The organism is Curtobacterium flaccumfaciens, assembly GCF_004361695.1.
Lineage (GTDB): Bacteria > Actinomycetota > Actinomycetes > Actinomycetales > Microbacteriaceae > Curtobacterium > Curtobacterium flaccumfaciens_B.
In genome coordinates this window covers 40,537-64,033 of record NZ_SNVW01000014.1, presented here as the reverse complement: position 1 = coordinate 64,033, position 23,497 = coordinate 40,537, and the positions used below count along the sequence as shown (strand labels likewise).

General features: G+C 71.4%; 22 protein-coding genes. 20 read left to right on the top strand and 2 right to left on the bottom strand.

Annotated elements, in window-relative coordinates:
- The first annotated feature begins 236 nt into the window (after window positions 1-236).
- The 15 genes from dapA to dapF all read left to right on the top strand — a co-directional run bounded on the left by dapA (window position 237) and on the right by dapF (window position 16,880).
- Window positions 237-1,214 (top strand): 4-hydroxy-tetrahydrodipicolinate synthase, encoded by a 978-nt coding sequence (gene dapA / locus EDF64_RS16355; protein WP_133521017.1) that lies wholly within the window; start codon window positions 237-239, stop codon window positions 1,212-1,214.
- Between the two features lie 49 nt (window positions 1,215-1,263).
- Entirely contained in the window at window positions 1,264-2,940 is a 1,677-nt protein-coding gene (locus EDF64_RS16350) for a ribonuclease J (RefSeq protein ID WP_133521016.1), read from the top strand.
- A gap of 307 nt (window positions 2,941-3,247) precedes the next feature.
- Window positions 3,248-4,270, top strand: coding sequence for an HlyD family efflux transporter periplasmic adaptor subunit (locus EDF64_RS16345; protein WP_133521015.1), 1,023 nt, complete (start codon window positions 3,248-3,250; stop codon window positions 4,268-4,270).
- Window positions 4,267-5,004 carry an ABC transporter ATP-binding protein gene (locus EDF64_RS16340; RefSeq protein WP_133521014.1) on the top strand — a complete coding sequence of 246 codons (738 nt, stop codon included), beginning with the start codon at window positions 4,267-4,269 and terminating at the stop codon, window positions 5,002-5,004. The genes EDF64_RS16345 and EDF64_RS16340 overlap by 4 nt, the downstream gene beginning before the upstream one ends.
- Window positions 5,001-6,239: an ABC transporter permease gene (locus EDF64_RS16335; protein ID WP_133521013.1), complete on the top strand. Its 1,239-nt coding sequence runs from the start codon at window positions 5,001-5,003 to the stop codon at window positions 6,237-6,239. The genes EDF64_RS16340 and EDF64_RS16335 overlap by 4 nt, the downstream gene beginning before the upstream one ends.
- Before the next feature lie 96 nt (window positions 6,240-6,335).
- On the top strand, window positions 6,336-9,275 hold the full coding sequence (locus EDF64_RS16330; RefSeq protein WP_133521012.1) for an FtsK/SpoIIIE family DNA translocase: 2,940 nt from the start codon (window positions 6,336-6,338) through the stop codon (window positions 9,273-9,275).
- A complete protein-coding gene (gene pgsA, locus EDF64_RS16325; RefSeq protein WP_133521011.1) occupies window positions 9,272-9,925 on the top strand; it encodes a CDP-diacylglycerol--glycerol-3-phosphate 3-phosphatidyltransferase in 654 nt (217 codons plus the stop codon). The genes EDF64_RS16330 and pgsA overlap by 4 nt, the downstream gene beginning before the upstream one ends.
- Window positions 9,898-10,437 (top strand): CinA family protein, encoded by a 540-nt coding sequence (locus tag EDF64_RS16320; RefSeq protein WP_133521010.1) that lies wholly within the window; start codon window positions 9,898-9,900, stop codon window positions 10,435-10,437. Before pgsA ends, EDF64_RS16320 begins: the two co-directional genes overlap by 28 nt.
- Before the next feature lie 154 nt (window positions 10,438-10,591).
- Window positions 10,592-10,900, top strand: a complete 309-nt coding sequence (locus EDF64_RS16315; protein ID WP_058742950.1) for a helix-turn-helix domain-containing protein — start codon at window positions 10,592-10,594, stop codon at window positions 10,898-10,900.
- Window positions 10,901-11,037: 137 nt separating this feature from the next.
- On the top strand, window positions 11,038-11,262 hold the full coding sequence (locus tag EDF64_RS16310; RefSeq protein ID WP_133521009.1) for a DUF3046 domain-containing protein: 225 nt from the start codon (window positions 11,038-11,040) through the stop codon (window positions 11,260-11,262).
- 270 nt (window positions 11,263-11,532) lie between these two features.
- Entirely contained in the window at window positions 11,533-12,597 is a 1,065-nt protein-coding gene (gene recA, locus EDF64_RS16305; protein WP_133521008.1) for a recombinase RecA, read from the top strand.
- On the top strand, window positions 12,594-13,520 hold the full coding sequence (locus EDF64_RS16300; protein WP_133521007.1) for a regulatory protein RecX: 927 nt from the start codon (window positions 12,594-12,596) through the stop codon (window positions 13,518-13,520). Before recA ends, EDF64_RS16300 begins: the two co-directional genes overlap by 4 nt.
- Before the next feature lie 48 nt (window positions 13,521-13,568).
- The gene (miaB, locus tag EDF64_RS16295) at window positions 13,569-15,062 is read left to right on the top strand and encodes a tRNA (N6-isopentenyl adenosine(37)-C2)-methylthiotransferase MiaB (RefSeq protein ID WP_133521006.1); all 1,494 of its coding nucleotides are present in this window, start codon (window positions 13,569-13,571) and stop codon (window positions 15,060-15,062) included.
- Complete coding sequence (gene miaA, locus EDF64_RS16290) at window positions 15,049-15,993, top strand: tRNA (adenosine(37)-N6)-dimethylallyltransferase MiaA (protein WP_243736432.1); 945 nt, start codon at window positions 15,049-15,051, stop codon at window positions 15,991-15,993. The genes miaB and miaA overlap by 14 nt, the downstream gene beginning before the upstream one ends.
- The gene (gene dapF, locus EDF64_RS16285; RefSeq protein ID WP_133521005.1) at window positions 15,990-16,880 is read left to right on the top strand and encodes a diaminopimelate epimerase; all 891 of its coding nucleotides are present in this window, start codon (window positions 15,990-15,992) and stop codon (window positions 16,878-16,880) included. Before miaA ends, dapF begins: the two co-directional genes overlap by 4 nt.
- 196 nt (window positions 16,881-17,076) lie before the next feature.
- Here dapF and EDF64_RS16280 read toward each other — a convergent pair whose 3' ends face one another.
- Entirely contained in the window at window positions 17,077-17,688 is a 612-nt protein-coding gene (locus tag EDF64_RS16280) for a class I SAM-dependent methyltransferase (RefSeq protein WP_133521004.1), read from the bottom strand.
- A 61-nt stretch (window positions 17,689-17,749) separates the two neighbouring features.
- Here EDF64_RS16280 and hflX point away from each other — a divergent pair, with 61 nt between their 5' ends.
- Window positions 17,750-19,291 carry a GTPase HflX gene (hflX, locus tag EDF64_RS16275; protein ID WP_133521003.1) on the top strand — a complete coding sequence of 514 codons (1,542 nt, stop codon included), beginning with the start codon at window positions 17,750-17,752 and terminating at the stop codon, window positions 19,289-19,291.
- A gap of 173 nt (window positions 19,292-19,464) precedes the next feature.
- Here hflX and lexA read toward each other — a convergent pair whose 3' ends face one another.
- The gene (gene lexA, locus EDF64_RS16270; RefSeq protein ID WP_133521002.1) at window positions 19,465-20,109 is read right to left on the bottom strand and encodes a transcriptional repressor LexA; all 645 of its coding nucleotides are present in this window, start codon (window positions 20,107-20,109) and stop codon (window positions 19,465-19,467) included.
- Between the two features lie 236 nt (window positions 20,110-20,345).
- On the opposite strand from lexA, the gene EDF64_RS16265 reads away from it, so the two are divergent.
- The 4 genes from EDF64_RS16265 to hisH all read left to right on the top strand — a co-directional run bounded on the left by EDF64_RS16265 (window position 20,346) and on the right by hisH (window position 23,399).
- The gene (locus EDF64_RS16265) at window positions 20,346-20,714 is read left to right on the top strand and encodes a LysM peptidoglycan-binding domain-containing protein (protein ID WP_133521001.1); all 369 of its coding nucleotides are present in this window, start codon (window positions 20,346-20,348) and stop codon (window positions 20,712-20,714) included.
- Window positions 20,715-20,854: 140 nt separating this feature from the next.
- A complete protein-coding gene (locus EDF64_RS16255) occupies window positions 20,855-22,105 on the top strand; it encodes a histidinol-phosphate transaminase (protein WP_243736431.1) in 1,251 nt (416 codons plus the stop codon).
- Window positions 22,102-22,704 (top strand): imidazoleglycerol-phosphate dehydratase HisB, encoded by a 603-nt coding sequence (gene hisB, locus EDF64_RS16250; RefSeq protein WP_133521000.1) that lies wholly within the window; start codon window positions 22,102-22,104, stop codon window positions 22,702-22,704. The genes EDF64_RS16255 and hisB overlap by 4 nt, the downstream gene beginning before the upstream one ends.
- The gene (hisH, locus tag EDF64_RS16245; RefSeq protein WP_279512740.1) at window positions 22,701-23,399 is read left to right on the top strand and encodes an imidazole glycerol phosphate synthase subunit HisH; all 699 of its coding nucleotides are present in this window, start codon (window positions 22,701-22,703) and stop codon (window positions 23,397-23,399) included. Before hisB ends, hisH begins: the two co-directional genes overlap by 4 nt.
- Window positions 23,400-23,497 lie beyond the last annotated feature (98 nt).

The following is a 23,497-nucleotide window of genomic DNA, read 5'->3' as shown; positions in this document are numbered from 1 at the left end:
CCGGGCGCCGCACAACCGAAGTGCGCTCGAACCGCGCCTTCCCGCGGCTCGGGCTGACTTTGGTTGTGCGGACCGCGGCCGCAGCGCCGGACCACCGCCGGGCCGCCGCCGGCGACGCCGCAGCGCCGGCCGACCGCCGGGCGGGAGGGGCGTGACGGGGGTGATCCGCGCCTCCAGGACGGCCACCGTCCACACGGACGGCGGCCCTCACGCGCATCCCCGGTACGCTGGTGCCCGTGTCCCCGCGTGAGAATCCCTTCGGTCAGGTCCTCGTCGCCCTCGTGACCCCGTTCACGGCCGACGGCGAGGTCGACTGGCCCGGCGTCGAGCAGCACATCGACGACTGCATCACCGCCGGTGCCGACGGCATCGTCGTGACCGGCACGACCGGCGAGACCAGCACCCTGACCGACCCGGAGAAGCTCCGTCTGGTCGAGGTCGGCAAGTCCGTCGCCGCGGGCCGCGCGAAGATCATCACCGGTGGCGGCTCGAACGAGACCGCGCACGCGATCCACCTCTACAAGCAGAGCGAGCGCGCCGGTGCCGACGGCGTCATGATCGTCACGCCGTACTACAACAAGCCGACGCAGTCCGGTGTGCTCACGCACTTCCGGATGATCGCGGACGCCACCGACCTGCCGGTCATCCTGTACGACATCCCGGGTCGCACCGGCATCCCGATCACCTACGAGACGATCGTGCGGGCGTCGCACCACCCGAACATCCTCGCCGTGAAGGACGCCAAGGGCGACTTCGCCGAGGTCTCGCGGGTGCTCAACAACACCGACCTCATGTACTTCTCCGGCGACGACACGAACGTGCTCCCGCACCTGTCGATCGGCGCCACCGGGCTCATCGGCGTCACCGCGAACATCACGTCGACGCCGTACCGCACCATCGTCGACGCGGTGAACCGGGGCGACCTCGCCACCGCGACCGCCGAGCACAAGCGCGTCGAACCCCTCGTCCGCGCGGTGATGACGCACGTGCCGGGCACGGTCGCGGCGAAGTACGTCCTGCACGGGCTCGGCCGCATCGGCAGCCCGCGCGTCCGCCTGCCGCTCGTCGGCCCCGAGGACTCCGAGGCGTACGCCATCGAGACCTCCCTCGAAGCCGTCCGGGACATCCCGGGCGCCGACTTCTCGAACTTCCGCCCGGACCGCAACGCAGCGGCCGGCGGTGCGCTCCCAAAGGTGCCAGGCACCACCCGCTAGCGAACACCGCGGCGCGCAGCACGTGCGCCGCCCGAATCCGTAGGACCGAATGCCCACACAGATCTCCGAACCCCAGCCGCTCGAAGCCGGCACCCTCCGCGTGATCCCCATCGGGGGACTCGGCGAGATCGGTCGCAACATGACCGTCTACGAGTACGAGGGCAAGCTGCTCATCGTCGACGCCGGCGTCCTCTTCCCCGAGGAGCACCAGCCCGGGGTCGACCTGATCCTGCCGGACTTCGCGCCGATCCGGGACCGCCTCGACGACGTCCTCGGGGTCGTGCTCACGCACGGTCACGAGGACCACATCGGCGCCGTCCCGTACCTGCTGAAGCTCCGCGACGACATCCCGCTGATCGGCTCCACGCTGACCCTGGCGCTCGTCGAGGCGAAGCTCAAGGAACACCGGATCAAGCCGTACACGCTCGTCGTGGCCGAGGACCAGACCGAGCAGCTCGGCCCGTTCCACCTCGAGTTCGTCGCCGTGAACCACTCCATCCCGGACGCCCTCGCCGTCGCGATCACGACCCCCGCCGGTCGTGTCCTGCACACGGGCGACTTCAAGATGGACCAGCTCCCGCTCGACGACCGCATCACCGACCTCCGTGCCTTCGCGCGGCTCGGCGAGGCCGGCGTCGACCTGTTCCTGCCGGACTCGACGAACGCCGACGTGCCGGGCTTCACCGCCCCCGAGCGCGACATCGGCCCGGTGCTCGAGAACATCATCACGCGCGCCCGCAAGAAGGTCGTCGTGGCGAGCTTCTCGTCGCACGTGCACCGTGTGCAGCAGGTCCTCGACGCCGCCGCTGCCGCGAACCGCAAGGTCGCGTTCATGGGCCGCTCGATGATCCGCAACATGACCATCGCCGCCGACCTCGGGTACCTGCGGGTGCCGGAGAACGTGCTCATCGACACGAAGAAGGCGAAGAACGTCCCCGACGACCAGATCGTCTACATGTCGACCGGGTCCCAGGGCGAGCCGATGGCCGTGCTCGCGCGGATGGCGAACCTCGAGCACCAGATCGAGATCGGCGAGGGCGACACCGTCATCCTCGCGTCGTCGCTCATCCCGGGCAACGAGAACGCGGTGTACCGCGTGATCGACGGGCTGACGAAGCTCGGTGCGAAGGTCGTGCACAAGGGCAACGCGAAGGTGCACGTCTCCGGGCACGCCTCGGCCGGCGAGCTCCTCTACTGCTACAACATCCTGCGGCCGCGGAACGTCCTGCCGGTGCACGGTGAGCAGCGCCATTTGTACGCGAACGCCGACCTGGCGATCCAGACGGGTGTCCCGCCGCGCAACGTGATCCTCGGCCAGGACGGCATCGTCGTCGACCTGAAGGACGGCGTCGTGAACGTCGCCGGACAGCTCGACATCGGCTACGTCTACGTCGACGGGTCCACCGTCGGCGAGATCACCGACGCCGACCTCAAGGACCGCCGTGTCCTGGCGGAGGAGGGCTTCATCTCCGTCTTCTGCGCGGTCGACTTCACGACCGGCCAGTGCGTCATCGGCCCGGAGATCCAGTCGCGCGGCTTCGCCGAGGACGACTCCGTCTTCGACGACGTCCGTCCGCAGATCGCCAAGGCCCTGGCCGAGGCGGCGGCGAACGGCACGGGCGACAGCCACGCGTTCAGCCAGGTCGTCCGCCGCACGGTGGGCCGCTGGGTGAACACGAAGCACCGCCGCCGCCCGATGATCGTCCCGGTGGTCATCGAGGCGTAGCGACCGCGCGCCGCTCCCGCTGGGTGCGACGCGCCTGCAGACCGGCCAGGAGGCCCGGTGCACGTTCCTGACGGACGTGCACCGGGCCTCCAGTCGGTTCCAGGGCACGTGGCGGGGTGGACCCGCTGGCCCGCGTCCGCCTGCTGGCAGTCTGGCGGCTCGGCGGTGCGGCGGTGCGGCGGCCGTGCGACCGGGCGGCCGGGCGGCCGGGCGGCCGGGCGGCCGGGCGGCCGGGCGGCCGGGCGACCAACCTGGGTCATCCCACAGGATGATGTTCTGTCGGTATGTCAGTCAGTAGTGTTCCGGAGTGACCGTCCTGCGACGCTGGGTGTGGCCCGGCCTGAAGTTCCTCGTGTTCGCCGCCATCGCGGTGGCCCTCGTCCGCCTCGCGTTCTTCGCGGCCCAGCCCGAGGGCGAGGAGACCGTGCCGACCGGGCAGATCGCGGACCCGACCGTCACGGTCGAGAAGGGCGACGTCGTCAACGACGTCGAGGCCACCGGCACCATCCGCTCCGTCGCCTCGACCGCGGTCCGCTCGACGGCCGAGGGCACCGTCAACAAGGTGTTCGCCGGCAACGGCGCCCACGTCGAGCAGGGTGCCCCGGTCATCGACGTCCGGGTGGAGACCCCGTCGACCGGCACCACCGACGACGGCGAACCGCTACCGCCCACCGTGACGTTCTCGACCGTGGTGGCGCCGGCCGCCGGCACCGTCTCCGGGCTCGACCTCGTCGCGAAGCAGCCCGTGGCGATCGGGGACACCGTCGCCCAGGTCGCCCCCGAGGCCTACCGCGCGAGCGCGACGCTCGACGCCGCCCAGCTCTACCGCCTGACCTCCCGGCCGTCCGAGGCGACGGTCACCGTGCAGGACGGCCCGGCGCCGTTCACGTGCACGAACCTGTCGCTGACGAGCGCGACGAGCGGTTCGGCTGCCTCGTCGGACGCCGGTGACGGCTCGTCCGACGGGTCGTCCGACGGCTCCGGAGGCGACGCCGTCGGCGGGACCCAGCTCGAGTGCGACGTGCCGAGCGGCGTGACGGTGTTCCCCGGGCTCGAGGTCACGGTCGCCGTCCCTGCCGGCAAGGCCGAGGGCGTGCTGACCCTGCCGACCACCGCCGTGCAGGGGACCGCGCAGAAGGGCGTCGTCACCGTGCTCGACGACGCCGGCAAGCGCTCCGAGCGGGAGATCGCGCTCGGGCTCAACGACGGTGAGACGGTCGAGGTACGGTCCGGCCTGCAGGAGGGCGACACCGTCCTGCAGTTCGTCCCCGGCAAGGAGCAGGCGGAGGACGACGAGTTCGCCGACGACGGCTCGGTGATGATCGGATGAGCCTGGTCTCCGTCCGCGGGCTGCGCAAGTCGGTCGAGCTGCCCGACGGTTCGCCGCTCGAGATCCTCCGCGGCGTCGACCTCGAGGTGGACGCCGGCACGCGCGTGGCCATCGTCGGCCGTTCCGGCTCCGGCAAGTCCACGCTCCTCAACGTGCTCGGCCTGCTCGACACCCCGACCGAGGGCGTGCACGAGTTCGACGGGGTGGACGTCGGTCGCGCCGGCTCGCTCCGACGCGATCGCATCCGCGGCGACGAGGTCGGCTTCGTGTTCCAGCAGTTCAACCTGCTGCAGGGGCGCACCGCGGTCGAGAACGTCGAGGTGCCGCTCCTCTACGCGACCGGTCGGGCCTTCTGGCACCGACGGCGGCTGGCACTCGAGATGCTCGACCGGGTCGGGCTGGCGGACCGCGGCGACACGCAGCCGCACCGGCTGTCCGGTGGTGAGCAGCAGCGTGTCGCCATCGCCCGCGCGCTCGTCCGGCAGCCGCGGCTCATCCTCGCCGACGAGCCCACCGGCGCCCTCGACGTCGACACCGGCCGTGCCGTGATGGAGCTCCTCGAGACCGTCGCGACCGAGACCGGTGCGGCGCTCATGACGATCACGCACGACGCCGCGGTCGCCGCCCGCGCCGACGTCGTGCACCGGATCGACCACGGCGTGGTGGTGGACCCCGCGGCGGCCTCGGCCGAGGGGATCGCCGCCGAGGTGGCGGGCGCGGGGGTGACCGCGTGAACCGCGTGCTGACCACCGTCGTCGGGACGTTCGTCGAGTCCTGGCAGGAGCTCCGCGTGCACCGGGGCCGCGTGGTCCTCAGCCTCGTCGGTGTCACGATCGCGGTGGCGTCCCTCGCGGTCGTCGTCGGGTTCGGATCGCTGGCGGAGCGGGTCACCGCGGCGTTCAGCGAGCAGTACGGCGGACGGGCCGCGACCTACAGCCTGACCGGGAGCGGTTCCGGCGACGGCTCGGCGTCGGACGCCGCCGCCTCGGACGCACTCGACCGGGAGCTCCGTGCCGCGGCCGCGCGCTACGACGTCCGGCACGCCACCGAGGCGACGTACACGTCCCGCCGGGTGCAGTTCCCGGACGGCGTGGCCGACGTGCAGGGACAGACGGTCGACCCGCCGTACGCCGAGATGCACCGGCTCCGGATGGCCTCGGGGGAGTGGTTCACCGAGTCCGACCGCGAGCGCCTCGCACCCGCCATCGTGGTGAACCAGGCGTTCCTCGACCAGCTCGGCGGCGCGGACGTCGTCACCCACCCCACCGTCCGGCTGCCCGGAACCCCCGGGGTCACCGCGGTGGTGGTCGGCGAGTACGCCTCGTCGGAGTACGACACCGAGCCGATGTTCTACCAGCTCGCGAACTCGGTGGCGACGTCGAGCGTCGCCCCGGGGACGGACGACGGCGGCCAGCGGTCGTTCGAGGTCTGGGTGCCGGAGTCCGGCGGCAAGGCCCTCGCGAAGCGCATCGCCAGCGACGCCGAACGCGCCGTGGGCGACGGGATGTCCGTCGACGCGTCGCGGATGGACGCCGCCGGCTCGGTCGACGGCGACCCCCTCGGCGCCATGCGGTACGTCATCGCCGGCGTCGCGGTGCTCGTCCTCGTGCTCGGCGGGCTCGGACTCCTCAACGTCTCGCTCGTCAGCGTCCGGCAGCGCATCCGCGAGATCGGCATCCGCCGGGGCGTTGGTGCCTCGGCGGGGCGGATCTTCGTCGCGGTGCTCCTCGAGAACGTGCTCGGCACACTCGTCGCCGGCGGGGTGGGCGTCATGATCGGTGCCGCGGTCCTCGGCAACGACACGGTGCGCGGGCTCATCACGAGCGGGGTCGAGGTCGGCGGGGCGCCGTTCCCGCTCGAGGCGGCCCTGGTCGGCGTCGGCTCGGCGGTGTTCGTCGGCGCGCTCGCCGGGTTCCTCCCCGCGATCGTCGCGGTGCGGGTCAAGGTCATCGACGCGATCCGGTACTGACGGCACGACCTGGCCTGGAGGCCCGTCCCGCGTCCGCCCCGGACGTCGCGGCGGGCCTCCCTCGGATTGTCCTGAGAGGGGATTAGGGTTCTGCCCATGGCCGGAGGCACCAAGTCGACCACGCGCTCGCGCGCGTCCTCGTCGTCCCGTGGAAGCGGGACGCGTGCTCCGTCGCGCACCCAGGCCACGACGAAGAAGCTCCCGCAGGCGGCACCCACGCCGGTGTTCCGCGAGCAGAGTCCGCTCGTGACGTTCTGGCTCGCGATGGCGCACGGCGTCGGAGCGATGTTCCGCCTGCTGGGCAAGGAGACCCTCGAGAAGGACCAGCGACGCGACGGCTTCCCGTTCCTGTTGTTCGTCCTCGCCATCGCCGGTGCGGTGGTGGAGTGGCTCAACCCGACGAACTCCGTCTCGGTCGCGCTCGATGCGTACACGTTCGGCGGGCTGTTCGGTCGACTGGCGTTCGCGCTCCCGGTCATCATGGTCGTCTTCGCCGGGTGGCTGTTCCGGCACCCGGCCTCGGTGCACGACAACACCCGCATCGGGATCGGCCTCGGGCTGCTGCTCGTGTCGATCGCCTCGCTCTGCCACGTGTTCGGCGGTCGGCCCAGCGCCGCCGACGGCATGCCCGCGCTCGCCGCTGCCGGCGGGGTGATCGGCTGGGTCGTCATCGGGTGGCTCGTCACGATCGCCACCGCCTGGGTCGCGGTCCCCGTCGCGATCGTGCTGCTCGTGCTCTCCCTGTTCATCATCACGAAGACCCCGCCGAACAAGCTCGGCCGGCGACTGCACGAGCTCTACGCCTACCTGTTCGGCGCACCGGCCCCGGCGGCCGAGCCCGAGGCCGAGGTGGCCGAGGCTCCTGCGCCCCGATCGCGGTCGACGAAGCGCGCGAAGAAGGGCGACACCGACTTCCAGCTCTTCGACGACCTCGGCTTCGAGGGCGAGGCGGCGGCTGAGTCCGACGGCACCGAGGACGGCGGCACCATCCCGTGGTGGCGTCGGAACAAGTCGGGGCGTGAAGAAGACCCGGCGTACGACAGCCCCGTCATCACCGGCGCGACCTCGACGGTCCCCGGCGTGCCGGCCGCAGCCGCCGCGCCGAGCCCGAACCAGGGCGCCGCAGCCGGCCTGATCGACCACACCCCAGCCGAGCCGGCGTCGGTGAACCTCAACGACTCCGTCGAGCACGACCTCGAGGTCGCTGAGCAGGCGCTCCGCGACTTCGGCACGGTCGTGCCGGACCGCCCCGACGCGACCGAGGTGATCCGTCCGGACGCTTCCGTGTCCCCGGTGGTCTCCCCGTCCCTCCCGGCCGAGGACCTGACAGACGACGTCGCCGCCGACGCCGTCGACGGCCTGCCGCCGATGTCCGGCGCCGACGAGGACCCGTCCGCGCCCTACCGCCTGCCCGCGGCGACGACCCTGAGCTCCGGCTCGCCCTCGGTCGCGCGCAGCCAGGCGAACGACGAGATCGTCGCGGCGATCACGAGCGTCCTCACCGAGTTCAAGGTCGACGCGAAGGTCACCGGCTTCTCGCGTGGCCCGACGGTCACGCGGTACGAGATCGAGCTCGGCCCGGGTGTGAAGGTCGAGCGCGTCACCGCGCTGTCGAAGAACCTGTCCTACGCGGTCGCGTCGAACGAGGTCCGCATCCTCTCGCCGATCCCCGGCAAGAGCGCGATCGGCGTCGAGATCCCGAACTCCGACCGCGAGACCGTGTCGCTCGGCGACGTCCTCCGGTCGAACGCCGCGCGGAAGTCCAAGCACCCGATGACCATCGGCGTCGGCAAGGACGTCGAGGGCGGGTTCGTCGTCGCGAACCTCGCGAAGATGCCGCACCTGCTCGTCGCCGGCTCGACCGGGTCCGGCAAGTCGGTCTTCATCAACTCGATGATCACGTCGCTCCTCATGCGCGCGAAGCCGTCCGAGGTCCGCATGGTCCTCGTCGACCCGAAGCGCGTGGAGCTCTCGATCTACGCCGGGGTCCCGCACCTCATCACGCCGATCATCACGAACCCGAAGAAGGCGGCCGAGGCGCTGCAGTGGGTCGTGAAGGAGATGGACATGCGGTACGACGACCTCGCGTCGTTCGGGTTCCGTCACGTCGACGACTTCAACAAGGCGATCGAGAACAACGAGATCGTGCTGCCCGCCGGCAGCGAGCGGAAGCTCAAGCCGTACCCGTACCTGCTCGTCGTGGTGGACGAGCTCGCCGACCTCATGCTCGTCGCCCCCCGCGACGTCGAGGAGTCGATCGTCCGCATCACGCAGCTGGCCCGTGCCGCCGGCATCCACCTGGTGCTCGCGACGCAGCGGCCCTCGGTCGACGTCATCACCGGGCTCATCAAGGCCAACGTGCCGTCGCGCATCGCGTTCGCGGTCACCAGCGTCACCGACAGCCGGGTCATCCTCGACCAGCCGGGCGCCGACAAGCTCATCGGGCAGGGCGACGCGCTCTTCCTGCCGATGGGGTCGTCGAAGTCGCTCCGCGTGCAGGGCGCCTGGGTGAACGAGAGCGAGGTCGCCGAGGTCGTCCAGCACGTCACCCGGCAGGCCCGTCCCGAGTACCGGCAGGACGTCCAGGCCGTGGTCGAGCGCAAGGAGATCGACGCCGACATCGGTGACGACCTCGAGCTGCTGCTCGCCGCCGTCGAGCAGGTCGTGTCGACGCAGTTCGGGTCGACCTCGATGCTGCAGCGCAAGCTCCGCGTCGGGTTCGCCAAGGCCGGGCGCCTCATGGACCTCATGGAGTCCCGCGACATCGTCGGGCCGTCCGAGGGGTCGAAGGCGCGCGACGTGCTCGTCACCGCCGACCAGCTGCCGTCGGTGCTCGCGAAGCTCCGGGGCGAGGAACCCCCGGCCCCGGCAGCCCCGCCTGCGGGCGCTGCGCCGGCGGCTGCGGCCGTCGCCGGGCCGGGCTCCGGAGGCGACGACCGCTACGGCGCCGACCCGGTGGGGGACATGACCCGCGGGTACGATGAAGTCGACGACGAGCCCGACGAGGACGCGTGGGGACTGACGGGCAGGGAGTGAGTGCGATGACCGCCTCGAACGGTACGGACACATCGCACGGCGCCAGGTTCCCGTGGCGTGGTCGTCTGCTGCGCAAGGGCCCCGGGCCAGCGTCGACGGCGAACGTGGCGAACATCATCACGGTCGTGCGCATCCTCATGGCGCCGCTGTTCTTCATCCTGCTGCTCACGGACGCCGGCACCGACGGGCCCCTGCGGATCTGGGCGGCGGTCGTCTTCGTGGTGGCCATCGTCACGGACAGCGCGGACGGCATCATCGCCCGCCGGCAGAACCTGGTCACCGACTTCGGCAAGCTCGTCGACCCGATCGCCGACAAGGTGCTCATCGGTGGCGCCCTCGTCGCGCTGTCGATCCTCGCCGAGCTGCCCTGGTACGTGACAGTCCTCATCATGGTGCGCGAGATCGGCATCACGGTGTTCCGGTTCGCGGTGCTGTCCGACCGGGTGATCCCGGCGAGCCGCGGCGGCAAGATCAAGACCGTGCTGCAGGCCGTGGCGCTGACCGCCGCGCTCTTCCCGTGGTGGAACCTGGTGGGCGAGTGGGCGCACTGGGTGAACGGCATCCTCATGACCGCCGCGTTCCTGGCGACGATCCTGAGCGGCATCGACTACCTCTGGCAGGCATGGAAGCACAACCGCAGCGCAGCGTGAACGACGAACCCGCACCGGTGCCGGTCCCCGTGGCCCCGGGGCTCGTCGCCGCGCTGACCGCGCGGGGCGAGACCGTCGCCGTGGCCGAGTCCCTCACCGGCGGGCTCGTCGTGGCCACCCTGGTGGACGTCCCCGGCGCGAGCGCGGTCGTCCGCGGCGGCGTCGTGGCGTACGCGACGCCGATCAAGCACACGCTCCTCGGGGTCGACGCCGAGCTCCTCGACGCGAAGGGGGCGGTCGACCCGGAGGTCGCACGGCAGATGGCCGCCGGCGTCCGGACCGCGTTGTCCGTTGACGGCGAGCCGGCCACGTGGGGCATCAGCACGACGGGGGTCGCCAGCCCGGAGCCGCAGGACGGCAAGCCCGTCGGGACGGTCTTCGTCGGGATCGCGTCGGCGGACGGCGCGGAGGCGTACGAACTGCACCTCGACGGCGACCGGGATGCAATCCGGCACGCCACCGTCTCCGAACTCCTGGCACGGATGTCGTCCACGATCCGGGCCCGGGAATAGGTCCCGTTTCCACTGGGTTACATCTCACGCAATCTCCAGCGGTACAGCAGCCGGCCTCGCTAGCATGCTGCAACCGGCAACGCTATTGTTGCTCAACCCGAACTCGGCCATCCGGTCCGAGCGGGCGCGGAGACGACAGAGAGGAGGAGTTCTCATGGTTCTCGTTCGTCAGGAAATCGGCGACGTTCTGCGTGACTTCCGCTTGCAGAAGGGCCGGACCCTCCGTCAGGTCGCGTCCAAGGCCAGCGTGGCCCTCGGGTACCTCAGCGAGGTCGAGCGCGGGCAGAAGGAAGCCAGCTCGGAGATCCTCGCGTCCGTCGCGGACGCGCTGGACACCCCGATCTCGACCATCATGCGCGAAGTGGGCGACCGCCTCGCCGTGGTCGAAGGCCTCACCCCCGTTCCCGACACGCTCCCCGACGACCTCGTCGCCGAGTTCGACAACGACCTCGCGGTGCGCTGACGCCACCGCTCCACGAACGCCCCCGCTGGTCCTCCCGGCGGGGGCGTTCGTCGTTCCGGTCCGTGCGCACCGGTCGGGGCGCACCGGTCCGCCCGCACCGGTCTGCTCGCACCCTCGTTGCTCGTTACGCTGGAACGATGCGGGTGAGTGAGTTCTGGCGGGCCGTCGACCAGGTGTTCGGGGACGCCTACGGTGCCGTCGTCAGTCGTGACGTGGTGCTCGAGGAGCTCGGCGGTCGGTCGGCAGCGGACGCGCTCGACGCCGGGATCGACGCTCGCCGGGTGTGGGAAGCGCTCTGCGACTCGCAGGACGTCCCGCTCGACAAGCGGCACGGCAAGGGCCTGGCGGAGCCCCAGGACTGACGCGGACGACGTCGGCCGCATCCGAACACGTGTTCGGCGTGTTGCTCGAACGCGTGTTCGATCGGTGGTAGCTTCCTCCACATCGGCGCTGTTCGAGGAGTTCGTCCACAGATCGCGCGGCTGACGGCAGTGATGTCGGTGGCCCGCCCTAGGTTCGGAGTCAACGGGAACAGCCCGAAGCCTTGTCGCAGAACCACTGGCCTTGCACCACCGGCCGGTGTGGACGCGACAGCCTACAGGCGGCCGACACCGAGCACGAAGGAGCACCCCATGCCATCACCGGCAGACCGCGAGAAGGCCCTCGAGACCGCACTCGCCCAGATCGACAGGCAGTTCGGCAAGGGTGCGATCATGCGCCTCGGGTCGGACGAACGAGCCCCGGTCAACGTCATCCAGACCGGGTCGGTGGCGCTCGACGTCGCGCTCGGCATCGGCGGACTTCCCCGCGGCCGCATCGTCGAGATCTACGGCCCGGAGTCCTCGGGTAAGACGACCCTGACGATCCACGCGATCGCCAACGCCCAGCGCGCCGGCGGCATCGCGGCCTTCATCGACGCCGAGCACGCGCTCGACCCCGAGTACGCCAAGAAGCTCGGTGTCGACATCGACGCCCTCCTGGTGTCGCAGCCCGACACCGCCGAGCAGGCGCTCGAGATCGCGGACATGCTCGTCCGCTCCGGCTCCATCGACCTCATCGTGATCGACTCCGTCGCGGCCCTCGTGCCCCGCGCCGAGATCGAGGGCGAGATGGGTGACTCGCACGTCGGTCTGCAGGCCCGCCTCATGTCCCAGGCGCTGCGCAAGCTCGCCGGTGGGCTGAACCAGACGCAGACCACGATGATCTTCATCAACCAGCTGCGCGAGAAGATCGGTGTGTTCTTCGGCTCGCCCGAGACCACGTCCGGCGGTAAGGCGCTCAAGTTCTACGCGTCGGTCCGACTCGACATCCGCCGCATCGAGACGCTCAAGAGCGGGACGGACGCCGTCGGCAACCGCACCCGCGTCAAGGTCGTCAAGAACAAGATGGCGCCGCCCTTCAAGCAGGCGGAGTTCGACATCCTGTACGGCGTCGGCATCTCGCGAGAGGGCTCGCTGCTCGACTTCGGCGTCGACCACGGCATCGTCAAGAAGTCGGGCGCCTGGTACACCTACGACGGCGACCAGCTCGGGCAGGGCAAGGAGAACTCGCGTTCGTTCCTGATCCAGAACCCGGAGATCGCCGCCGAGATCGAGGCCAAGATCCTCGCGAAGCTCGGGGTCGGCGGTGCGAAGGCCGAGGCTGACGCACCCGTCGAGTCGATCGCGCCGAAGATCGCGGAGCGCAAGGGCGCGTGACGACCGACCACCACGACGACGCGGACCTCGCACCGGTCACCGACCTGTTCGGTGCGCGGTCCCGTCGTCGCGCGGCGCAGGCGTCGACACCCGTGCCATCGCAGGACGAGGACCCAGAAGCAGCCGCCCACGGAGCCGCAGCCGCCCACGGAGCCGCAGCCGCGCACGCAGCCGGAGACGCCGACGCGGGTGCAGCTGCCGACGCCGACACGCCAGTACCGCTCCCGATCCTGGGCGCGCGAGCGCAGGCCGACTGGCTGTCGCCGGTCGTCGGTGACGGCACCGGTCGCACCGCCCGCGCCGAACAGGACGGCTACGACGAGGGCTCGGCCGCCGATGCCTCGACCGCGTCGGTGTTCGCCATCGACTCCGGTGCCGAGATCGACCCGGCCGATGCCCCACGTCCGATCGACGAGCAGCGCGCCGACGCCGAACGACTGAGCATGCGCGCGCTGAGCCGCAAGGGCGTCAGCGAGTCCGAGCTGCGGAAGATGCTCGCCGAGAACGACCTCGACGCCGACGTGGTCGAGCACGAGATCGAGCGGCTCACCCGTGTCGGCCTGGTCGACGACGTCGCCCTCGCGACCGACCTCGTCGATCGTCTGCACGACCGGAAGGGCCTCGGCCGGCAGGGCGTGGTCGCGGAGCTCCGTCGTCGGGGCATCGACCAGGCGGCGATCGACGCCGCGCTGGACGCCGCGGCCGACGACGAGGACGACGAGTTCGTCCGTGCCATCGAGCTCGCCCAGAAGCGTGCCGGGCAGCTCCGGGGTCTCGACCGGGCGACCGCGGAACGGCGGCTCTCCGGGTTCCTCATGCGCAAGGGCTACAACGGCGGCGTGGTCCGGATCGCGGTGGAGCGTGCGCTCGACGGTGGGGGACGCCCGCGGGGCGGTCCTCGCGGATCCGTCCGGTTCGAGTAGCCCGGAGCGGGCCGATCGGCGCCCGGTCCGATTTACACTGGGACGACCATGGCCACCGTCGAAGCGCGCCCCCGCACCTACGAAGTCCGCACCTACGGGTGCCAGATGAACGTGCACGACTCCGAGCGCCTGAGCGGATCGCTCCAGGCCGCCGGGTACGTCGCGGCCGACGGCGAGCAGGCCGACGTCGTCGTCATCAACACCTGCGCCGTGCGCGAGAACGCCGACAACCGCCTGTACGGCAACCTCGGCCAGCTCGCCGGCATCAAGCGCGAGCACCCCGGCATGCAGATCGCCGTGGGCGGGTGCCTGGCGCAGAAGGACAAAAACGTCATCCTCGAGAAGGCGCCCTGGGTCGACGTGGTGTTCGGCACGCACAACATGGGGTCGCTGCCGACGCTGCTCGAGCGGTCGCGCCACAACGACGAGGCGCAGATCGAGATCCTCGAGTCGCTCGACGTCTTCCCGTCGACGCTCCCGACCAAGCGCGACTCGACCCACAGCGGATGGGTGTCGATCTCCGTCGGCTGCAACAACACCTGCACCTTCTGCATCGTGCCGTCCCTCCGCGGCAAGGAGAAGGACCGACGACCCGGCGACGTCCTCGCCGAGATCCAGGCGCTCGTCGACGACGGCGCGATCGAGGTCACCCTGCTCGGCCAGAACGTGAACTCGTACGGCGTCGAGTTCGGCGACCGGCAGGCGTTCGGCAAGCTGCTCCGCGCCGCGGGCCAGATCGAGGGGCTCGAGCGCGTCCGCTTCACCAGCCCGCACCCGGCGGCCTTCACCGACGACGTCATCGACGCGATGGCCGAGACGCCGAACGTCATGCCGCAGCTGCACATGCCGCTGCAGTCCGGCTCCGACCGGATCCTCAAGGCGATGCGTCGGAGCTACCGGAGCGAGCGGTTCCTCGGCATCCTCGACCGCGTCCGGGCGAAGATCCCGAACGCGGCGATCTCCACCGACATCATCGTCGGGTTCCCCGGCGAGACCGAGCAGGACTTCGCGGACACCCTGCGCGTCGTCGAGCAGTCGCGGTTCGCGTCGGCGTTCACCTTCCAGTACTCGATCCGCCCCGGCACGCCCGCGGCGACGATGGACGAGCAACTCCCGAAGCAGGTCGTGCAGGAGCGCTACGAGCGGCTCGTCGCGCTGCAGGAGCACATCACCGCGGAGGAGAACGCGAAGCAGGTCGGCCGTCGGGTCGAGGTGCTCGTCGCCACCGGTGAGGGCAAGAAGGACGAGGCGACGCACCGCCTGTCCGGTCGCGCGGAGGACTCCCGTCTCGTGCACTTCGCCGTTCCCGAGGGGTCCGACGTCCCGCGTCCCGGCGACGTCGTCACGGTCGAGGTCACCCGTTCAGCGCCGCACTTCCTCATCGCCGACAACGCGGGCCCGCTGCCGATCCGTCGCACCCGCGCGGGGGGCGCATGGGACCGCGCCCAGGCCGAGAGCTGCGGCGTCCCGACGCCGAGCGCGCCCGGCGACGGCCCGCGTGCGGTCTCCCTCGGGCTGCCGACGATCCGTGTCGGCCGCTGACGACGACGGTGCCGATGCCCTGATCGCCGTCGTCGGCGCGACGGGCACCGGCAAGTCGGACCTGGGGATCGCGATCGCCGAACGACTCCGGGCCGCCGGCCGCGACGCCGAGATCGTCAACGCCGACGCCATGCAGCTGTACCGCGGCATGGACATCGGCACCGCCAAGCTGCCGGTCGCCGAGCGCCACGGCATCCCGCACCACCAGCTCGACGTGCTCGACGTGACCGACGAGGCGAGCGTCGCCGCGTACCAGCGGGACGCCCGGGCCGACGTCGAGGCGATCCAGGCGCGCGGCGGCGTCGCGGTGCTCGTCGGCGGCAGCGGGCTGTACGTCTCCGCGGTCCTGTTCGACCTCGCGTTCCCCGGCACGGACCCGAAGCTCCGCGCCCGCCTCGAGCGCGAACACGACGAACTCGGGCCGGGCATCCTGCTGGAGCGCCTCCGCGACCTCGATCCGGCCGCCGCAGCGACGATCGACGCACGCAACCCACGGCGGTTGATCCGAGCACTCGAGATCGCGAGCCGATCCGAGGTCGTGACCCCGAGCCTCCCGTCCGCACCCCGCCCCTGGCGACCCGCACGGATCCTGCACCTGCACCGCGACCGCGCGCAGCTCGTCGAGGCGTTGCACCAGCGGGCGGCGCGGATGTTCGACGCGGGGCTGGTGGACGAGGTCCGAGCGCTCCGCGACCGCGGGCTGGAACAGGGCCGGACGGCGCGCGCCGCGATCGGGTACTCGCAGGCGCTCGAGGTCCTGCACGGCGACGCCACCGTCGAGCAGGCGGTGGAGGCGACCGGGATCGCGACCCGCAAGTACGCCCGACGGCAGGTCTCGTGGTTCCGCCGGTACGCCGACGCCGAGGTCCTCGACGTCACCGGCGCCGACCGCGCCGGGCTGACGGACGCTGCCCGTAGGATCGTCCCGTGACCGAGCTGCACTTCACCAAGGGCCAGGGGACCGGCAACGACTTCGTCCTGTTCGCCGACCCCGACGCCACGGTCGACCTGACCCCCGACCGCATCCGGGCGATCGCCGACCGGCGGTTCGGCGTGGGCGGCGACGGCGTCATCCGCGCCGTGCGGTCCGAGTCGCTGCCGGAGGGCCGGGCGCTCGTCGCCGTCGAGCCCGCCGCGACGTGGTTCATGGACTACCACAACGCCGACGGCTCGGTCGCCGAGATGTGCGGCAACGGCATCCGCGTCTTCGCCCGGTACCTCACCGAGTCCGGCCTGGTCGACCTCGCCCCGGGCGAGACCCTGACGGTCGGCAGCCGCAAGGGCTTGGTCGACGTGCAGCGCACCACGAACGGCTTCTCGGCCGACCTCGGCCGCTGGGGCCTCGGCATCGAGGGCGGCGGCGCGGACGACGTCATGGTCCGCGCGAAGAACCTCGACCGTGCCCGTCCGGGCCTCGGTATCGACGTCGGCAACCCGCACGTGGTCGTCGCCGTCGCGACGGAGGACGAGCTCGCGGACGTCGACCTCACCTACGTGCCCGTGCTCGACCCGCTGCCCGCGGCCGGCGCGAACGTCGAGTTCGTCCTGCCCGGCGACCCGCTGGTCAAGGACGGCGTCGGCGAGATCACGATGCGCGTGCACGAGCGGGGCAGCGGCGAGACCCTGTCCTGCGGCACGGGGGCGGTGGCCGCGGCCCTCGCCACGCGGCACTGGGCTGGCAACGGTGCGCCGGACACCTGGCGCGTGCGCGTGCCCGGCGGCGTCGTCACGGTCCGGATGTTCGCGACGGAGGACGGCGAGCACGTCTCGCTGTCCGGCCCGGCGGAACTCGTCTTCTCGGGTGACCTGACGGTCTGAGCCCGGTGCTGCATCGCTCGCTGTCCGGAGCGTGCCTGCCCGGCGCGACCACGGTGGTCAGCCTGGAGGCCCGTCCAGCGTCACCGACGTCGGTGCGGTGGGTCGCGCCTCCAGGCTGACGTCCGTGGTGCGTCGCGGGGACGCGGCGGCGCTGCGTTGCGGGGGAGCGGCCGGAGTGCGTCGTGGGACGCGGCGGCTACGCCGTACGGTGCACCCGCAGGACGCGGAAGCCCTTGTCGGTCGTCGCGCGCGCGACGTGGAAGCCGTCGTCGAGCGTGTCCCGCAGCCAGCGCTGCAGCGAGTCGCCGCCGAGGTCCTTCGACACGACGAGCCAGGCATCGCCACCGACCTCGAGCCGGGGGAGCCAGGTCAGCAGGATCTGGTGGAGTTCGTCCTTGCCGACGCGGATCGGCGGGTTCGACCAGATCGTCCGGAACCGGAGATCCGCCGGGACGTCGTCGGGCAGGGCGATCGAGACGTTCGTCGCGCCGGCGGCGTCGGCGTTCGCCCGCGCGAGGCCGAGCACCCGCTCGTTGACGTCCACGCCCCAGACCTGCGCGTCGGGGGAGTGCAGCGCCATCGTGATCGCGATCGGCCCCCAGCCGCAGCCGACGTCGAGGAGCGCGCCGTCGGACGCCGGCGACGGGACGGAGCCGAGCAGGACGCGGGTGCCGCGGTCGAGACCGTCCGGGCTGAACACGCCGGCGGCGGTGGTCAGCGTGAGCGGTCGACCCGCCAGGGTCACGTCGATCTGGCGAGGCCGAGCATCGCTCTCCGGACTCGCCGAGAAGTAGTGGTCGTTCGCCATGGATGAACCGTACCGGCAACCCCGTGTGTCCCGGGCGCGGCGGAGGTACCCTGTGGACAGCATGACGGACTCCAACGAGCACGACCAACCAACCACTGACGACAGCGCTGCCGGTGTCGTCGAACGAGTCCTGCGCAACGCCGACTCCCGGGCCTCGTCGTCCGTGTTCGCCCCCGCGCAGGCCATCCAGACCCGGTCGGTGGACGACCGCGGCTGGAACGGCGACGGCGACCAGTACGACCGCGAGGACCGCGCGGCCCTCCGCCGCGTCGCCGGCCTCTCCACCGAACTCGAGGACGTCACCGAGGTCGAGTACCGGCAGCTCCGGCTCGAGCAGGTCGTCCTCATCGGCGTGTACCCGCAGGGCGACGCCGCCGACGCCGAGAACTCCCTCCGTGAGCTCTCCGCCCTCGCCGAGACCGCCGGAGCGGTGGTGCTCGACGGGCTGCTGCAGCGCCGACCGAACCCCGACCCGTCGACCTACCTCGGCAAGGGCAAGGCCGAGGAACTCGCGATGGTGGTCAAGGCCACCGGCGCCGACACGGTCATCGCCGACACCGAGCTCGCGCCCTCACAGCGTCGCGCGCTCGAGGACGTGGTGAAGGTCAAGGTCATCGACCGCACCGCCGTGATCCTCGACATCTTCAGCCAGCACGCCAAGAGCCGCGAGGGCAAGGCCCAGGTCGAACTGGCGCAACTCGAGTACCTCCTGCCGCGACTGCGCGGTTGGGGTGAATCGATGTCCCGACAGGCCGGTGGCCAGGTCTCCGGCGGTGCGGGCATGGGTTCGCGCGGACCCGGTGAGACGAAGATCGAGCTCGACCGCCGCCGCATCCACACCCGGATGTCGAAGCTGCGTCGGCAGATCGCCGGCTTCCGTCCCGCGCGTGAGGCCAAGCGCGCCGACCGGCACCGCAACGACGTCCCGAGCGTCGCGATCGCGGGCTACACGAACGCGGGCAAGTCGTCGCTGCTCAACCGGCTGACGAGCGCGGGCGTGCTCGTGCAGAACCAGCTGTTCGCGACGCTCGACGCCACCGTGCGCCGGACCGAGAGCGCCAAGGGCCGCGAGTTCACCTTCGTCGACACGGTGGGCTTCGTGCGGAACCTACCGCACCAGCTCGTCGAGGCCTTCCGCTCCACGCTGGAAGAGGTCGGCGAGGCCGACGTCATCGTGCACGTGGTCGACGGGTCGCACCCCGACCCCGCCGCGCAGCTGGCGACGGTGCGTGAGGTCATCGGCGACGTCGGTGCCCGGGACATCCCCGAGATCGTCGCGTTCAACAAGGCCGACCTCATCGACGAGTCACAGCGGCTCGTGCTGGTCGGGCTCGTGCCGGACGCCGTGTTCGTCTCCGCCCGCACGGGCGAGGGCATCCAGGCCCTGCTCGAGGCGATCGAGGCCCGGCTCCCCGAACCCGACGTGTCGCTCACCGTGGTGATCCCGTACGACCGCGGGGACCTCGTGTCGTCGCTGCACGACGCGGGCGCGGTGGACGCGGTCGACTACGTCGAGGACGGCACCCGGCTGCAGGTGCGGGTGTTCCGCCGGCAGGTCGCGGAGCTCGACCCGTTCGTGGTGGCGCCGGTCGCGTCCGTCTGACGGGCGCCGCGCGGCTGCGCCTCGGCGCCGGGCGGTCGCGCCGGGCTGCCTGCGGTCGCGTGGCGCTGTTTGCCGTCGCACAACCAAAGTCACCCGGAACCGCGCGTTGGCGCGGTTCCGGGTGACTTTGGTTGTGCGAGGCTGCGCCGGGCGCCGGGCGCCGGACGGGTGGCTCAGAGTGAGCGGAGGACCGCCACGACCTTGCCGAGCACGGTGGCCGCGTCGCCGAGGATCGGTTCGAACGCCGTGTTGCGCGGGAGCAGCCACGTGTGGCCGTCGCGCTGGCGGAAGACCTTGACGGTCGCTTCCTCGTCGAGCATGGCGGCGACGATGTCCCCGTTGTCGGCGGTCTGCTGCGACCGGACGACCACCCAGTCGCCGTCGCAGATCGCGGCGTCGATCATCGACTCACCGACGACCTTGAGCATGAAGAGGTCACCGGTCCCGACGAGCTGACGGGGGAGCGGCACGATCTCGTCGACGTGCTGCTCGGCGGTGATCGGGACACCGGCTGCGATCCGGCCGACGAGCGGGACGAGGGTCGTCGCGTCGACGTCCGGCCCGTCGACGTCGGGGGTGGGCTCGTCGACGAGGACCTCGAGTGCCCGGGGCCGGTTCGGGTCGCGGCGGATCCAGCCGCCGAGCTCGAGCTGGCCGAGCTGGTGCGAGACGCTGGAGAGCGAGGAGAGGCCGGCCGCGTCGCCGATCTCACGCATGCTCGGCGGGTACCCCCGGCTGGCGATCGACGCACGGATCGCGTCGAGGATCGCCTGCTGCTTCGCTGTCAGCGGCTTCTGTCCCCGCAGTTCGTCCACCACGTCGTCTCGCCCTTCGTCGGTGCCGGGACGGTGCCCGCGGGAATGTCGGTGGTCCCCGCTTGACTTGTCCCAGTCGATCGAAACAGTATCCGACCGGTCAAGGCCGGACAAACACCTGTTCGAGCGTGTCGGCAGAAATCCCCCCAGAAATCTCCGCACAGGACTTGTGTGACCACGGATTCGAACGTATGTTCGGTACAGGGCTTCGGTCCACCGAACGGGAAGGCAAGAACGACATGAGCACCATCGCCATCGCTGACACCCAGCGCACCTCGGCGCCGGCCGTGCGTACGCGCCTGCGTCTCACGCGCCGCGGGCGGTTCGTCATCACGACGCTCGCCGCGGTCCCCCTGCTCCTCGGCGTCGCCCTCGCGGTGCTGAACGGCGGCCAGGCTTCGGCCGGCAACGCCTCGGCCGACGTGCACTTCGACACCGTCACCATCCAGCCGGGCGAGACGCTCTGGCAGCTGGCGGAAGAGACCGCGCCGAACGCTGACCCGCGCGACTTCGTGCAGGACGTCATCAGCCTCAACGCGCTGGACGGCTCCGGGCTGCAGGCCGGCGAGCAGATCGCCATCCCGGCCAAGTACACCTCCGGTCAGTAGTCCTCGGACGGCACGATCCGGCTACGCACACGACCGCCGGCAGGCGCGCGATCGCCGGGCGGGCGTGCGCGGTAGGTCGCGGTGGCGGCACCGTCCGGACGGCCGGTCCTCGGACAGGCCGTGCGGCCTACGATGGATCGGTGGCATTCACGCTCGAAGACCTCCCGATCCGAGACGACCTGCGCGGGCAGAGCCCCTACGGCGCCCCGCAGAAGCACGTCCGCGTGCAGCTCAACGTCAACGAGAACACGCATCCGGTGCCGGCGGACGTCGCCGAGGACATCGTGGCGTCGATCCGGCAGGCGCTCACGACCGTGAACCGCTACCCGGACCGCGAGTTCACCGAGCTCCGGCAGTCGCTCGCCGACTACCTGCAGCGCGGGCTCGGCACTGACCACCAGGCCGGCGCCGACCGGCAGGCCGGCGCTGACCAGCAGGGCGGCGCTGACCAGCAGACCGGCACCGACCAGCAGACCGGCACCGACCAGCAGACCGGCACCGACCAGCAGAGCGCCGCCGGGCAGCGGATCGGTCCGGAGCAGATCTGGGCGGCGAACGGTTCGAACGAGGTCCTGCAGCAGCTCCTGCAGGCGTTCGGCGGGCCCGGCCGCACTGTGCTGGGCTTCCCGCCGACGTACTCGATGCACTCGATCCTCGCGTCGGGGACCGGGACCACCTGGATCCCCGCGGAGCGCGACGACGAGTTCCGCATCTCGCCCGAGACCGTCGTCGCCGCGATCCGGGAGCACCAGCCGGACATCGTGTTCCTCTGTGGCCCGAACAACCCGACCGGCACGCCGCTGCCCATCGAGACGATCGAGGCGGCCTACGCCGCGACCGACGGCATCGTCATGGTGGACGAGGCCTACGCCGAGTTCATGCCGTCCGACGCCCCCAGCGCGCTGACGCTGCTGCCCGGGCGTGAGCGGCTCGTCGTCTCGCGCACCATGAGCAAGGCCTTCGCCTTCGCGGGTGCCCGGGTCGGCTACATGGCCGCGCACCCCGCCGTGATCGACGCGATCCGGCTGGTCCGGCTGCCGTACCACCTCTCCGCCCTGACCCAGGCGGCGGCGGTAGCGGCCCTCCGGCACGCTCCCGCGATGCTCGCGATGGTCGACGACATCAAGCGGCAGCGCGACCGGATGGTCACCGAGCTGCAGGCGATGGGCTACCGCACGTACGAGACCTGGTCGAACTTCGTCCTGTTCGGCGGCGTCGCCGACCCGCACGCCGCGTTCGAGGCACTGCTCGAGCAGGACGTCATCGTGCGCGACCTCGGCATCCCGAACCACCTCCGGGTGAGCGCGGGCACCGAGGAGGAGACGACCGCGTTCCTCGACGCCATGCGCCGCGTGGCCGCGGAACAGCCGCCCGTTAGGGTTGAAGCATGACCGCCCGCACCGCCTCGATCAGCCGGAGCACGAGCGAGTCGAGCATCGAACTCGCGCTCGACCTCGACGGCACCGGCTCGTCCGACATCTCGACGAGCGTGCCGTTCTTCGACCACATGCTCACGGCGTTCAGCAAGCACTCGCTCATCGACCTCCGCGTGCGGTCCACCGGCGACACCGACATCGACGTGCACCACACCGTCGAGGACACCGGCATCGTGCTCGGCCAGGCGCTCAAGCAGGCGCTCGGCGACCGGGCCGGCATCGGCCGCTACGGTGACGCGCTCGTGCCGCTCGACGAAGCACTGGCGCAGGCCGTCGTCGACGTCTCCGGGCGACCGTTCCTCGTGCACACGGGCGAGCCGGCCGGCTTCGAGTTCCACCGGATCGGCGGGCACTTCACCGGCTCCCTCGTGCGCCACGTCTTCGAGGCGATCACGTTCAACGCCGGCATCACGGTGCACGTCCGCGTGCTCGAAGGCCGCGACCCGCACCACATCGCCGAGGCGGAGTTCAAGGCGTTCGCGCGTGCGATGCGCAAGGCGGTCGAGCTCGACCCGCGCGTCGACGGCATCCCGTCCACGAAGGGCGCGCTGTGACCGACGCGACCCCGACCGGCGCGACCCCGACCGGCGCGACCCCGACCGGCGCGACCCCGACGGGCGCGCGGCCGAACGTCGTCGTCCTCGACTACGGCTCCGGCAACGTGCACTCGGCGGCGAAGGCCCTCGAGCGGGCCGGGGCCGACGTGACCCTGACCTCGGACAAGCAGACCGCGCTCAAGGCCGACGGTCTGCTCGTGCCCGGTGTCGGCGCGTTCGCCGCGGTGGTCGACCAGCTCGAGGGCGTGCAGGGTGGGGAGATCGTCGACCGGCGCCTGGCTGGCGGGCGACCGGTGCTCGGCATCTGCGTCGGCATGCAGGTCCTGTTCGCACGGGGGATCGAGCGCGGAGCGGACGTCGAGGGCCTCGGGCAGTGGCCCGGCACGGTCGAGCAGATCCAGGCCGACGTCCTGCCGCACATGGGCTGGAACACGGTGCAGGCGCCGGAGGACTCGGTCCTGTTCGACGGGCTGCACGACGAGCGCTTCTACTTCGTGCACTCCTACGGCGTGACGGACTTCCCGCTGGAGGCCTACGGGCCGTTCCGTGCACCCCGCCTGACGTGGGCCGAGCACGGGCAGCGGTTCGTCGCCGCCGTCGAGAACGGCCCGCTCACCGCGACGCAGTTCCACCCGGAGAAGTCGGGGGAGCCGGGGATCCGGCTGCTCCGGAACTGGGTGAACTCGCTCTAGGGCCGGCCACCGCCGGACGTGGGCAGGCGTGACGGACGCGCGCCGAGCCTCCAGGCCCGCCCCGGCCACCGATGCACCTGACCCGCCGGACCAACCCA

Excerpts from the sequence above, each read along its gene's own strand:
- EDF64_RS16350 (WP_133521016.1), top strand. The coding sequence starts at position 1,264 with ATGCCCACACAGATCTCCGAACCCCAGCCGCTCGAAGCCGGCACCCTC.
- EDF64_RS16340 (WP_133521014.1), top strand. The coding sequence starts at position 4,267 with ATGAGCCTGGTCTCCGTCCGCGGGCTGCGCAAGTCGGTCGAGCTGCCC.
- hflX (WP_133521003.1), top strand. The coding sequence starts at position 17,750 with ATGACGGACTCCAACGAGCACGACCAACCAACCACTGACGACAGCGCT.
- EDF64_RS16265 (WP_133521001.1), top strand. The coding sequence starts at position 20,346 with ATGAGCACCATCGCCATCGCTGACACCCAGCGCACCTCGGCGCCGGCC.
- EDF64_RS16315 (WP_058742950.1), top strand. The coding sequence starts at position 10,592 with ATGGTTCTCGTTCGTCAGGAAATCGGCGACGTTCTGCGTGACTTCCGC.
- hisB (WP_133521000.1), top strand. The coding sequence starts at position 22,102 with ATGACCGCCCGCACCGCCTCGATCAGCCGGAGCACGAGCGAGTCGAGC.
- recA (WP_133521008.1), top strand. The coding sequence starts at position 11,533 with ATGCCATCACCGGCAGACCGCGAGAAGGCCCTCGAGACCGCACTCGCC.
- EDF64_RS16330 (WP_133521012.1), top strand. The coding sequence starts at position 6,336 with ATGGCCGGAGGCACCAAGTCGACCACGCGCTCGCGCGCGTCCTCGTCG.
- EDF64_RS16310 (WP_133521009.1), top strand. The coding sequence starts at position 11,038 with ATGCGGGTGAGTGAGTTCTGGCGGGCCGTCGACCAGGTGTTCGGGGAC.
- miaB (WP_133521006.1), top strand. The coding sequence starts at position 13,569 with ATGGCCACCGTCGAAGCGCGCCCCCGCACCTACGAAGTCCGCACCTAC.
- EDF64_RS16320 (WP_133521010.1), top strand. The coding sequence starts at position 9,898 with ATGGAAGCACAACCGCAGCGCAGCGTGAACGACGAACCCGCACCGGTG.
- EDF64_RS16280 (WP_133521004.1), bottom strand. The coding sequence starts at position 17,688 with ATGGCGAACGACCACTACTTCTCGGCGAGTCCGGAGAGCGATGCTCGG.